A 12,560-nucleotide genomic window follows, 5' to 3' on the forward strand; every position below is an offset into this window, starting at 1 on the left:
CGGCCATGACCAGCATTCAATGAAGATTCCGGATACTGCCACGGCTCGCTGGTCCGGCCTGCCTTCACAGGAACCGCCTGTTCTTCTCGCACATGCGGCCCGGCAATTCGCCGCAGCCGTCGCCGATGGATCGCATCTCCTGGAGACGACCGGTTACAGGGTCCATATCTGGCCGGAGCCGGATCCATTCTACCGCAATGTCGCCATTCCACTGGACGATCGCGCAAACGACCCTTCGGCCATCGACGGCATGATCGAGCTGTTCGCCCGTCATGGTCGGGTTCCACGACTAGAGTTTTTTGCCGAATGCCATCCGCTATTGGCTGGCACCCTTCGTGAACGCGGTTTTCTGACCGACATGGAAGCACCGGTGATGGTCCGCTCGACACCTGCGGAGGGGCCCCAAGGTGGAGAATGGCTCGCTGCCGGCGATGATGTCGATATCTACATGATGGCAGCCGAAGCGAGTTTCGGTGCCGTCGAGCCGCCGGCACCCATGGAGATCCAGCGGATGCGCAAACGACTGGCAGACGGCCGAACGCTCACCGTTTGCCTGCGCGATGATTGCGGAACGCCCGTGGCCGGCGCATCGCTGACAGGCATCGGCGAGGTGGCCGAACTTGCGGCGGTCTGGACCTGCCCCCGGGCCCGCCGCCGGGGCTATGCCTGCCGCGTCATCCGCACGCTGCTGCCCCGCTTCTTCGATCACGGCGGCCGTCTGGTCTGGCTTTCGGCTGCAACCGGAGAAAGCCTCGCGCTCTATCGGGGCCTGGGATTTGCCACCATAGGCCACCAGCTCAATTTCCATCTGCCGGCGGGCAGGCACTGACGGCTTCATCCGGTCGGGCGCCTTGTCGCGATCAGTCCACGGACATGGCCATGATCATCGACAGATGGGCAAGGGGAAGCCCCGTCTCTTCAACGTAGGCGTTGAATACGGCCTGCGCCACTCTTGCCCCCGACTTGCCGCCGAGTGGCGTGTCGGCCAGCTTCCACTGACCGAAGGCACTCGTCACCGACGGAGTGAGGACAAAGGTATCCTTGCCGGTCATGCGCAGGAACATCGGCCCGGAATTGCCGCCCAGCTGGCTCATCCGCTTGCCCAGCGCGGCCCACAGGCCAACGATGTCGCTGCCCGGCCAATCGGCGATCCAGCCTGCGAAGTCCCCGATCTCCTGCATCACCATGGCGTTGTGGCGCACGGCCCGCAACTTCCCCATGTGCCGGATCAGCCGCGCATCTCCCAGGAGGCTTTCGATGTCCTCGTCCCCCATGGCGGCGACACGCGGCACGTCGAATCCGTGGAAGACCTCCTCGAAGGCAGGCCATTTGCCATCGACAACGCTGTGTTTCAGGCCGGCCCGGAAGATCCGCAACGACATCATCGAGAGCAGCCGGTCAGAAGGAATGTCCCGCAGCTCTTCCTGTGTCTTCACTACCGGCATCCTTGCCTCGACGGCCTGGCTGCCGTGGCGGATGATTGCCGCGTTACGGATTTCCTCGAACTCGATCATTTCTCTTTCTTCCAACTGTCCACATGGCGGGAACGGGTCAGATCAGATAGATCGGGCTCGACCAGGCCTGATGACCGTCCTCTGTGGTAACCCGCACATGGACAGGATGGTCACCCGCCCCTTCCACGGCGATTTCTCCGGTGAAACGCATGCCACGCGACGGATTGTCGTCCGGCAGGCGGAAGACACGGATCCGCCTTGGCAGTACCTCCGAAGCATCGAACAGCATGTCGTCGAGACCGATGGCCCCGATCTCGATCCGCTCCCGGATCAGGGGAGTATTCAGGATCAATGTCCCCGCACCCTCATCTTCCAGCCACAGGTCGAACCCGCCGAAATTACCGGTCGTGAGGTGTCGCCAACGGAGTTCGTTGTCACCGATCCGGTCGAGTGTCTTGTCCCGGTTGAAGAAATTGATCGCACGGGCATCGCGGATGCCATTGCCCTCGATCCGGGCATCGCCATCCCATATGACCTGTCGGGCACGGCCCCGGTATTCCGCTCCTTCCCAGATGACCCGGATACGCCGCCCCAGATCGACCGCACTGTAGGGCCTGTGGGTCGCGATGACCGTCTTGCCATCGAGAATGTCGACACGCTCGATGGGAGCCGCGGCCGCAATGTCGACGCTCAATCGCATGATGCCGCCGCCATGTTCGACGATGTCGCCCATGAGGGCCTGATGCGATAACATTCCCGAGGACGGAACGATCTTCGGATCGTCGGCATGGACCAGCACCTCACGGTCGAAGCTCATCCGTACATCGAGATGCATCCGCGATCCGGTCGTGCCATAATGCCTCCTGCGACGCAGGCAGCTGAACAGTGCCTCCCGGGTGAGTTCGGGCATGATGTAGCAGGTGAGGCCGCCGATGGCGCCGAATGCCGCGGCTCCGGCATAGGAGGCACCCGGTCGGCCCTTGTGGCCGTCGCTGTTGCAGACGATCCCGACACGATACCCGCTGTCGAAGGCGTCGTGCAGCAGCCATTCGAAGGTGCCCCAGGCCGAATGCACTTCGACCGAGCGTTCGAAGCGGCCATCGTGGAACAGCTTGATATCCGCATAGCGTCCGCCACAATGCGCAAAGCAGATCGCGTTCTCGTCGTCGGCCGCCAGCGCTGCGAAAAGGGCTCCCGCGGTCGGGGTATCGCTGTCGATGTCGGAGCGGTCGAGCACCATGGCGTGGGACGAACGGCGGATCGGTCGTCCTTCGCTGAAATAATATACATTGCGATCGCCGCCGAGCGCCGTATTTCCCGACCATTCGAAACCCGGGACAGTGATAAAGCGGCCCGGCTGGTTCAGTTCCCCGGTGATATCGTTCAACTCTTGCCAGAAGTCCTGCGTCATCTGGAAGTCGTTGCCCTGATGCGCACAGGCATCGAGAAATGCGAGATCGCGGCCGAAGAGAAAATAGTCGCGCACCGAATTGGTGCCGATGGTTTCCTCGCTCTGGCCATGCAGATCGCCCCAGAAGGTCACATTCTCAACCTGTGCATCGATCCGCAGGGGATTGCTCGTGGCAATCCGGTCGCCATTGACCGTGGCCTCGATGACCAGTTCACCTTCATGGCCGCATTGCAGACCGTCGATGACCACGGAACGCTGCCCGCGGACGACCCTCACCGTTGACGGAAGTCCTTCGACAGGCAGGTTGCTCGCGAGGTGGAGTTCGCCTTCGACCTGATCCGAGGGATTTCCCCAGATGTCGTCGGCCTTGATCGACAACCTGAACCGGTCGGACGGCCGTCTCAATGTCGGCAGTACCAGCTGCCATCGAACGGGCTTGCCCGGCACAATGGCAATCGTCGGTTGCCGGGGAAGCGGCTGGAACACGAAGGTGGCAATGGGGTCGACCAGCACCCGAAACTCGAAGGTCTCCTCGCAGAACGTCTGCAGGCGCATTCCCGGAGAACCCTCGCGGCGGTCACCGAAACGCACGGTGATCGTATCTCCCTCGGTCAGGTATCCCCGCACGACACGGATCTCAAGGGTACGGTCCCACGGACGGACATTTCCCTTGTTGTCGAACCTCACCCGCAAGACAGCGCCATTGCTGGCTTCCACCGTCGTGTAGTTCCACGCTTCGGGATCATCCAGTTGTGGCAAGCTCTGGTCAGAGGCGAAACGACTGACGATGCGAATTGTGCCACTGTCATCGATACCGTAGAAACCGGCTGTATACACCAGTTCGAAGCTCTGCAACGAGCCGGCCTCGAAGGCGCCATTCGGGGTAATGGCGGCCTTGCCCAGCAGATGGGCCGGAATGGGTTCCGGCATGATACGCGACGTATCGCGGTTCATCGTTCCAGCCCCAGGCCAGGCTGTATACTGCTGGCTTCCGCGACAATCGCCGGCGTACAGGCCGCCACTGGCCGCCGGTCGACCAGCGACGTCCCGTCAGCCGTGTAGCGCGTGGCGATACCGCCGGCCTCTTCCACCAGCAGCAATCCGGGCAGACAATCCCAGCTGTTGCAGGATACGAGTACGACCATGTCCACACGACCGTCGGCGACCCACGCGAGATTGACAGCCGACGAACCGACGCGCCGCTGATCGACGCCAAGGTCATACAAGCGCCCGACAGCTTCGGTGATCTGCTCTCGCGGCTGCTTGAAACTGAAGCTTATCAGCGCACAGCATTCCTCCGTCCGGTCATGGCCCGAAACCCGGATCGGACGGCCGTTGCAGGTAGCCCCATGGCCACGCCGGGCTGCATACAGCTCGTTCTGGCAGGGGAGCACGGTGATGCCGATCTCCGTGACACCATCGACGACATAGGCGAGAAGCACTCCCCAAAGCGGTATGCCGCGCAGGAAATTGCTGGTGCCGTCGATCGGATCGATGACCCACAATCGCGACGCATCGCTACCGCCTCCCTCTTCGCCGAGGATGGCGTCATCCGGGAACAGCCTTTCGAGTTCGTGGCGAATGAGGTTCTCCACCTCCTTGTCGGCAATCGATACCAGATCCTGCTTGCCCTTGTGCTCGATTTCGAGTTCGTCCCGCCGGCCGAAATAGTCCAATGCGAGTGCCGCTGCCGCACGGGCGATACGCTGCGCTTCCTCGAAGCGTTCCTCGATCTCATTCACGAAACTGTTTCCTCTTGCAGAAGATATCTCAACATGGAGTGTCGCGGAGGAAGGACCGTCCGCACGGCCCGCTCCAGCGCGTCGCCCTGGGTAACGACGATGAGCAGTCTTTGGGCCCTCGTCATGGCTGTATACAGCAGCTGCCGGCGCAGCATGCGCCCATGCTCGCGCAGCAGCAGCAACAACACGGCCGGATATTCGGACCCCTGCGCCTTGTGTACCGTTATGGCATAGGCCGGCAACAGCTGGCCGAGTTCGTCATAGGCGTAGAGCAGGGTCTTGTCATCGAAACGCACATCGACCAGGCGCGCCCGCGTGTCGACCGCCACCACACGGCCGATATCACCATTATACACTTCGCGGGCATTGTCGTTCTCGGTCTGCATGACCTTGTCGCCGACCGCGAACCGCAAGCCCGACTTCTCGATCCAGGCTTCCGGCGAGGGATTGAGCACGGGCTGCAACCTGTCATTGAGCATGCGCGTACCGGCCGGACCACGATTCACAGGTGCCAATATCTGGATATCGTCGACAGGATCCAGCTCGAAACGTTCGGGAATACGGCGGGCCGCCAGTTCCAGCAGCTTGCGGGTGGCGTCCTCGGCATCGACGACACGGATACCGAAGCAATCGGGGCTGGCCGAGCTCCTGAGCTGCGGCATCCGGCCCGCATTGACCTCATGGGCGCTCCGGACGATGCCGCTTTGCGCTGCCTGCCGAAAGATCTCGGTCAACCTGAACACCGGGACGATGTCGCTTTCGATGAGATCGGCAAGCGGCTGCCCCGGCCCCACGGGAGGCAACTGATCGACATCGCCGACGAGTATGAGCCGGGCATGACGCGGCAATGCATCGAGCAGGCCGTGCATCAATACGGTGTCGACCATCGACACCTCGTCGACAATCACCAGGTCGGCAACAAGCGGCCGATCGCCATGGCGGCCAAACCCGCGTAACGGATCCGCCTCGATCAGCCGGTGGATGGTGCTGGAAGACCGGCCTGTGCTCTCCGTCAGGCGCCGCGCCGCACGGCCGGTCGGTGCGCACAGCGCGATTTCCGGCTCCTCATCCTCGAAGATCGCCAGCAGGGCCCGGACCAATGTCGTCTTGCCTGTGCCCGGTCCCCCGGTGATGATGGCGACATGAGCAGCGAACGCGCCTGCAACCGCTTCGCGCTGGGAGGCTGCCAGCGTGAGCCCGAGCCGTCTTTCCACATCGTCGAGCCGGGCACTGCAGAGGGCCGCCGGTGATCTGTCGCGGCTTTCCCTCATCCACGCCGCGATGCCCTCCTCGGCCGCGGCCAGATCGGGCAACTGAAGGTAAATTGTTTCGTCCATGCCGCGCGCGACGATTCGATGCGAGTCAATGGCCGAGTCAACCGACGTGGCAATCGCTGCGGCCTCGACACCGATGAGGTCCGCAGCACGGACGACAACCTCGTCCATGGGCAACACCGTATGACCGTCCTCCGATGCCAGCCGCAAGGCCTCGTTGAGTGCCGCCATGCGCCTGATCTCTGCCTCCGGGCGGATCCCCAGTTGCCGGGCCAGCGCGTCAGCCGTCGCAAAGCCGATTCCGCGGACATCGCGGGCCAGGAGATAGGGATCGCCAAGAACCCGGGTGATCGCTCCTTCGCCATAGGCGTCCAGGATGCGGCGCGCACGCGCGGGCTTCACACCCTGTCCGTGGAGAAACATGAGGATATCGCGACTGCCTTTCTCCGCCTGCCACGTCTCGGCGATCCGTTCGGCGGTTTTCCTGCCGATCCCGGGAACTTCTTCCAGACGCGTCGCATTCTCCTCGATGACCGCTCCGAGCCCGGAACCGAAATGGTCGACGAGCTTGCGCGCGACACTCTCGCCCACGCCGCGAATGGCCCCCGAAGCCAGGAATCCCATCAGCCCTTCCTCGGTTGCGGGCGCAAGAAGTGTGATGGAATGCGCCCTGAACTGCCGCCCCCAGGCTTCCGTCTGCTGCCAGTTGCCCTCGGCGCGCAGGAGTTGCCCGGGTTTCGCGTCGACGACCTCGCCTACCACCGTCGCCGGCTTGCCATGGTCGTGGGTCCGCACCGCGAGCACGACAAACGCCGTATCCGGCCGCGTGGTGATGATCCGTTCGACCACCCCCGACAATGTCGTTTCGCCCTCGCTCAAACTTCGCCCCGGATTGTGCTTGGCAGGCAGTCACCCGACCACCTATTCTCGTTGGCTTCACGATACCCTGCGGGGCGAGTATCCACCAGTGGAGGAAAGGCCGATTGGACAGCGTCGCGACCGAAAACCTGGACGACCAGCGCTTTTATCTTCGCCAGAACGTCCCTGCGGTAATCGGCCACCGGGGTGCCGCCCGATACGCCCCCGAGAACACGCTTGCTTCCGTCAGGAAGGCGCATGAACTCGGAGTGCAGTGGGTCGAGGTTGACGTCAAGCTGTCCGCAGACCGGATCCCCTTCCTGCTCCATGATACGAAACTCGACCGCACCACCGACGGCAGGGGCCGCGCCAGCAGGCGCACGATGAAAGAGCTTTCAGTCATGGATGCCGGCAGCTGGTTCGCCGCGGCCAGTCGTGGCGAAAGGCTCCCGACACTGGTTGCACTGATTGCCTTGCTCGACCGGCTCGACATGGGACTGAATCTCGAGATCAAGCCCACACCCGGCAGCGACAGGGAGACGACGGATGCGATCGTCGACGTGCTGCGTCGTCACTGGCCCGAACACCGACCATGGCCCCTGCTTTCCAGTTTCAGCCTGGCGGCCCTGGCCAGAGCACGTGATATCGCCATCGACATGCCTCGCGGCCTTCTGATCGACGAGTTCATGCGAGACTGGCCCGGCGCACTGGATGAGTTGCAGTGCGCAAGCCTGCACATCAACCACAAGGTAGTGACACCGGACCTTCTCTCCACGGCAACGGAAGAAGGCATTCCCGTGCTGCTGTATACCGTCAATGATGGAAGTCGCGCGGTAGAGCTGTTGCAGGCCGGTGCAAGCTCGATCATCACCGATGCTCCGGATGTCATCTTTGATGCCATTGGTGGAACGGCGCCGCTTCGCTGAGCAACGATCGCATACAGTCACAACGGGGCTGCATGCAGCAGCCTTCATCGCCGTCGACCGGCCGTCACGCCTGCCCTGTCCTGCGGACATCGTAACGGCCTGCCCTTCCTCGTCCGGCTTTGTCGGGTAAGTTCAGGCTGCCAGCACCGGCGTACGAGGCGCATAGAGCGGTGCGTCAGAGGAAAATGGATCGGGTATGAAGAGCCCACGGTCGGGACAATAGTCGATGAACAGGTTGACCCTGTGCCTTCGGCCTTCATTGCGCACGGAATGCCGTTTGCGGTTGTTGAAGTCATAGGCGTGCCCGAGTTTCATTTCGAGCTTGCGGCCGTCGATCTTGTAGGTGACCGACTGGGACGGACTGAGCGGCACATGGATCCGATGGGAGCGTGTAGCCATCAGGTGACCATCCACATGGGGAGCAATCTTGTCTCCCCCACGCAACCGGACAAGAGCAATGCGGGTGACGATGCCACGCGGTCCCTTGATCCGTTCGACGACCTGTTCCACGACGGGTTCGACGATATCCCGGTAGCGGGCGTAATCGGGCATGGTGAACACTGGCCATGTGTCGGTTTCCTCACGTGCCACAGGCAGGAACTTTGTGGGGTCGAGGCCGCGCTCGGTGGCCCAGGCCCAGACCAGATCCTCGAAATGCTTGATGCCTGTCGTGGTGGCCGACGGATGCCATTCGGTCTTCAGCACGATGTTGTCCGTCACCGAATGAACCTTGTCCGCCAGCGCATCCCGACGGAAATTGTATTCTGTCCAATCCTTCTCGCTCAGACCGTTGACCAGCTCAACCAACGGCCCGACCTTGACCGGCCCGAGATCGCGTAGCGGTACACCGATATCCATGCGTCCATCCCCCGAAATAGCAGCAGCGAGCCGAGACTCGACCTTGGTATGCTCCCGTCACGTCATTCGGGCAAGCATCCAGAGAGGGAGAAACATGGCAAAGAGCGATCAGTAGCGCCGCAACAACCCCACGAGCCTTCCCTGGACCTTGACCTGATGCGGGCCAAAGATACGGATTTCGTAGTTGGGATTGGCCGGCTCCAGGGCAATGGACGCGCCACGCCGGCGGATACGCTTGAGAGTAACCTCGCGGCCCTCGACCAGGGCCACCACGATGGTACCGTTCTCGGCCGTGTCGCAGCGCTGGATGACGACATAGTCGCCGTCCACCACCCCTGCCTCGATCATCGAATCGCCGGCCACCTGAACGACATAGTGCTCGCCGTCGCCCATGAGCAGGTTTGGCACCTGGATAACCGTCTCGTTGTCGGCAAAGGCTTCAATGGGTGTACCGGCCGCGATTCGGCCATAAAGCGGCAAGCTTACACTGCCGCCATCAATGTCACTGGGTCGATGTGAGCGTCCGCGAAAATTGCCTCGCAGGATGTTGCTTGCCGCTTCACGACATCCGACAAGGTCTCGCCCCGGTTCTTCACTCGCAAATGCACTCGCCGGCACCGATGCGTCACCAAAGAGAACGGGCTCGCTCGCCTTGCCAAAATCCCGCGCAGCCTCCTCGCGCAACCCACCGGCCTGATCGTCAACCAGTCTCGGCACGCCCTTGTCACGGTCGCCACTTCCGACCGGTGGCAACTTGAGGATTTCCACCGCACGCGCCCGGTATGCAAGCCGGCGAATGAACCCCCGCTCTTCCAGTCCCGAGACAAGCCGATGTATTCCCGACTTCGATCTCAAACCAAGCGCCGCCCGCATCTCCTCAAAGGACGGACAAATCCCGTGCTTATCCATGTGTTCATGAACAAATCGCAGAAGTTGCAGTTGTCGTTGCGTCAGCACGGACCCGTTCACCCGAATGTCATCGCAGCAAAAACCGGGAAGGTATCACTCCCGTCCATCTCAGGATGTTCTAATTTGGTTCTCGTTTCAGGTCAACCATCTAGCAGTCGGCAGCTCGTCCAGTTAAACCATCACGTGAAGCACCTCGGCCAAGTCGAGTACACGCATGGTTTCACCGGCCTTGCGCGCTGGATCGAATGGGGGACGTTCGAGCAGCACGTCGGCACCGCTCATGACCGCCAGCATCGAACTGTCCTGGCGTGCGGCGACATCAACCCTTCCATCATCGAGCCGGAAGCCGCGTACGAAATCGCGCCGGGTGTCGTTGGCCTCCAGATCGTGGGCAATCGCGGCATCCCTCCATGGCAAGCCCGCATACAGGCCGAGACTGCTGTATACAGCGCCGCGCAGGAACATAATCCCACAAACGATGGTCGATACCGGATTCCCAGGCAGTCCGAGGAACGGTCGCTCGGCGAGCCGGCCGAAGATCAGGGGCTTCCCGGGCCTCATGCGAATCTTCCAGAAATTCAATTCGATCCCGACTCCCGTCATGACCTCGCGGATGAGGTCGTGTTCGCCTACCGAAGCGCCTCCTGTCGTTACCAGCATGTCGACATTCCGGGCGTGGGCCAGCGCATCGGCAAGGGCATTCCTGTCGTCACGGGCAATGCCCAGATCCACCGGCTCGGCTCCCCAGCAGCGAAGCATGGCGCAAAGGGCCGTGGAGTTTGACGAAGTGATCTGGTGCGCTTCGGGCGTTTCACCAGGCAGCCGCAGTTCATCTCCGGTGGCGAGCACGCCCACGCGCGGACGGATCCGAACACCGACATGGCCATGCCCCATCACGGCTGCCAACCCCAGTGCGCGGGGATCAAGCACCCGCCCTGCCCGCAACCCCCGGTATCCTGCCGCAAAATCGAGCCCCTGCGGGCGGACGAACAGACCCGGATGCACGGGCCCGGTGGCAGACAACATGTCCCCCTCTCGCCGCGCATTTTCCTGGATAAGGACGGCATCCGCCCCCTTGGGCAGCACGCCACCCGTAAAAATGCGGACAGCCTCGCCCGAACCCAGCCCTATGTCGACGGCCGAGCCCGCCGCAACCTCGCCGACAACCCGCATCGTCCCCGACGCATCAACCGAGCGGACCGCATATCCATCCATTGCCGAAACGGCTCGTGGCGGCTGATCGCGCCGCGCCTCGACATCACACGCCAGCACCCGCCCCAATGCGTTACCGAGCGGCACCCACTCCGTTGGCATGGCCGGTGCCGCGGCATAGATGCGCTCCTGCGCTTCACTCACTTCGATCATGCAACCGGCACCGCATAATCGCCCGAACGGCCACCTGTCTTGCGGATGAGCCGTATGCCGGTAATGCGCATGCCCCGGTCGAGCGCCTTGCACATGTCGTAGATCGTCAGAGCTGCAACACTGACTGCCGTCAACGCTTCCATTTCGACACCTGTCCTGTGGCTCACCTTGCATACAGCCTCGATACGCACTCCCGGCAATTCGGTATCAGGTTCGAGACGAACCCTGACCGATGTCAGCGGCAAAGGGTGGCAAAGGGGGATGAGATCGCTGGTGCGCTTGGCTCCCATGATTCCGGCAAGCTGGGCTATCGTCAGCACGTCGCCCTTCTTGATACCCCGATCCGAGATTCGCTGCAGCGTAGCGGGCTCCATGATGACCACACCGCATGCCGTCGCACTGCGCTCGGTGACATCCTTGCCGCCGACATCGACCATCACGGCATTACCCTCGGCATCGATATGAGTGAGATCGCTCATGATGGCTCCGATAAAATGCAGACAATCGCTCATGAGAGCGGTCATCCTGGGATCTGAATGCCGTTAACTCAACACCGTCGAACACGGGAGAGGCAAACATGCAGGGGCTCTGGAAGGGCGGGTGGCTCTGGTCACCGGAGCAGGCTCGATCGGTCGGGACAGGAGCGGCAAGGCAAGCCAGCCGGCAAACCGGTTTCCTGCCTACCCTCCCGTGACGCTCATATGGCGCTTGACGGCTGGACGATTGTGCCGGCGATCGATGATGAAATCGTGTCCCTTGGGTTTTCTGGCAATGCCGCCGCGGATGGCTTCGGCGAGCACCTGATTGCCGTCCGAAGCGCGCAGGGCATCACGCAAATCGACAGCGGCATCCTGTCCCAGGCACATGAACATGGTACCAGTGCAGGTGACGCGCACCCGGTTGCAACTTTCGCAGAAATTGTGGGTCATGGGCGTGATGAACCCCAGCCGGCCGCCGGTTTCCCCCACCTCGACGTAGCGGGCGGGGCCGCCGGTCTTGTAAGGAATATCGGTGAGCGTCCAGTTCTCCTCCAGACGCGCGCGCAGAAGTGACAGCGGGAGGTAGTGATCCGTTCGATCCTCGTCGACCTCGCCCATCGGCATGGTCTCGATAAGGGTCAGATCGAAGCCTTCGGCACCGCACCAGCCGATCATGCGATCAAGCTCATCCTCGTTGAACCCCTTGAGCGCAACGGCATTGATCTTGACGGAAAGACCGGCACCCTTGGCTGCCGAGATCCCCTCCATCACCTTGTCGAACTTGCCCCAGCGGGTGATCTTCTCGAACCGGTCGCGATCAAGCGTGTCGAGCGACACGTTGACACGACGCACACCCGCCTTCACGAGATCGTCGGCGAAGCGGGAAAGCTGGCTGCCGTTGGTGGTGATCGTGAGTTCGTCAAGCCGGCCATTCCCCACATCGGCACCGATTTCGCGAATGAGCCACATGATGTTTCGACGAACCAGCGGCTCGCCTCCCGTAAGACGGATCCGGCGCACGCCCTGATCCACGAAGGCGCCACACAGCCGGGCCAGTTCCTCGAGCGACAAGAGGTCCTTCTTCGGCAGAAAGGTCATGTTTTCCGCCATGCAGTATACGCAGCGGAAATCGCAACGGTCCGTGACCGAGATGCGGACATAGCTTACATGACGATCGAACGGGTCGATCAGCATTTCCTTCCTCCATGGCCCCACTTCTATGTCGGCGTTGCCTGCATGCCGGTCAAGTATCGAGGGCATTTGTCGCGACAGTGCGATCAATCC

At 62.1% G+C, this 12,560-nt stretch carries 11 protein-coding genes; 2 read left to right on the forward strand and 9 right to left on the reverse strand.

Translation table 11 applies throughout. The features are described 5' to 3' along the window. Positions 1-19 precede the first annotated feature (19 nt). Complete coding sequence (locus H6851_18050; protein MCB9945508.1) at positions 20-829, forward strand: GNAT family N-acetyltransferase; 810 nt, start codon at positions 20-22, stop codon at positions 827-829. Positions 830-860: 31 nt separating this feature from the next. On the opposite strand, the gene H6851_18055 is transcribed toward H6851_18050, so the two are convergent. Genes H6851_18055 through H6851_18070 form a run of 4 tightly spaced genes read right to left on the reverse strand, consistent with a single transcriptional unit; the run spans position 861 to position 6,760 of the window. Then, positions 861-1,514, reverse strand: a complete 654-nt coding sequence (locus H6851_18055; GenBank protein ID MCB9945509.1) for a DNA-3-methyladenine glycosylase I — start codon at positions 1,512-1,514, stop codon at positions 861-863. 37 nt (positions 1,515-1,551) lie between these two features. Beyond that, complete coding sequence (locus H6851_18060; GenBank protein MCB9945510.1) at positions 1,552-3,795, reverse strand: DUF3604 domain-containing protein; 2,244 nt, start codon at positions 3,793-3,795, stop codon at positions 1,552-1,554. Positions 3,796-3,815: 20 nt separating this feature from the next. After that, positions 3,816-4,607, reverse strand: a complete 792-nt coding sequence (locus tag H6851_18065) for an inositol monophosphatase (GenBank protein ID MCB9945511.1) — start codon at positions 4,605-4,607, stop codon at positions 3,816-3,818. Continuing rightward, positions 4,604-6,760, reverse strand: a complete 2,157-nt coding sequence (locus H6851_18070; GenBank protein ID MCB9945512.1) for an ATP-dependent RecD-like DNA helicase — start codon at positions 6,758-6,760, stop codon at positions 4,604-4,606. Before H6851_18070 ends, H6851_18065 begins: the two co-directional genes overlap by 4 nt. A 104-nt stretch (positions 6,761-6,864) precedes the next feature. Here H6851_18070 and ugpQ point away from each other — a divergent pair, with 104 nt between their 5' ends. Continuing rightward, a complete protein-coding gene (gene ugpQ, locus H6851_18075) occupies positions 6,865-7,665 on the forward strand; it encodes a glycerophosphodiester phosphodiesterase (GenBank protein ID MCB9945513.1) in 801 nt (266 codons plus the stop codon). Between the two features lie 132 nt (positions 7,666-7,797). On the opposite strand, the gene H6851_18080 is transcribed toward ugpQ, so the two are convergent. The 5 genes from H6851_18080 to moaA all read right to left on the reverse strand — a co-directional run bounded on the left by H6851_18080 (position 7,798) and on the right by moaA (position 12,470). Next, a complete protein-coding gene (locus H6851_18080; GenBank protein MCB9945514.1) occupies positions 7,798-8,523 on the reverse strand; it encodes an aspartyl/asparaginyl beta-hydroxylase domain-containing protein in 726 nt (241 codons plus the stop codon). A 108-nt stretch (positions 8,524-8,631) separates the two neighbouring features. After that, positions 8,632-9,480: a transcriptional repressor LexA gene (gene lexA, locus H6851_18085; GenBank protein ID MCB9945515.1), complete on the reverse strand. Its 849-nt coding sequence runs from the start codon at positions 9,478-9,480 to the stop codon at positions 8,632-8,634. A 123-nt stretch (positions 9,481-9,603) separates the two neighbouring features. After that, a complete protein-coding gene (locus tag H6851_18090) occupies positions 9,604-10,797 on the reverse strand; it encodes a molybdopterin molybdotransferase MoeA (GenBank protein ID MCB9945516.1) in 1,194 nt (397 codons plus the stop codon). After that, complete coding sequence (gene moaC / locus H6851_18095) at positions 10,794-11,276, reverse strand: cyclic pyranopterin monophosphate synthase MoaC (protein ID MCB9945517.1); 483 nt, start codon at positions 11,274-11,276, stop codon at positions 10,794-10,796. The genes H6851_18090 and moaC overlap by 4 nt, the downstream gene beginning before the upstream one ends. 201 nt (positions 11,277-11,477) lie before the next feature. After that, entirely contained in the window at positions 11,478-12,470 is a 993-nt protein-coding gene (gene moaA / locus H6851_18100) for a GTP 3',8-cyclase MoaA (GenBank protein MCB9945518.1), read from the reverse strand. Positions 12,471-12,560 lie beyond the last annotated feature (90 nt).

This window comes from Geminicoccaceae bacterium (assembly GCA_020638465.1).
In the GTDB taxonomy this organism is placed as follows: Bacteria; Pseudomonadota; Alphaproteobacteria; order Geminicoccales; family Geminicoccaceae; genus JAGREO01.

What these genes read in the sequence shown, in the direction of transcription:
- H6851_18050 (MCB9945508.1), top strand. Translation starts at nt 20, where the DNA reads ATGAAGATTCCGGATACTGCCACGGCTCGCTGGTCCGGCCTGCCTTCA.
- H6851_18055 (MCB9945509.1), bottom strand. Translation starts at nt 1,514, where the DNA reads ATGATCGAGTTCGAGGAAATCCGTAACGCGGCAATCATCCGCCACGGC.
- H6851_18060 (MCB9945510.1), bottom strand. Translation starts at nt 3,795, where the DNA reads ATGCCGGAACCCATTCCGGCCCATCTGCTGGGCAAGGCCGCCATTACC.
- H6851_18080 (MCB9945514.1), bottom strand. Translation starts at nt 8,523, where the DNA reads ATGGATATCGGTGTACCGCTACGCGATCTCGGGCCGGTCAAGGTCGGG.
- H6851_18090 (MCB9945516.1), bottom strand. Translation starts at nt 10,797, where the DNA reads ATGATCGAAGTGAGTGAAGCGCAGGAGCGCATCTATGCCGCGGCACCG.
- moaC (MCB9945517.1), bottom strand. Translation starts at nt 11,276, where the DNA reads ATGAGCGATCTCACTCATATCGATGCCGAGGGTAATGCCGTGATGGTC.
- moaA (MCB9945518.1), bottom strand. Translation starts at nt 12,470, where the DNA reads ATGCTGATCGACCCGTTCGATCGTCATGTAAGCTATGTCCGCATCTCG.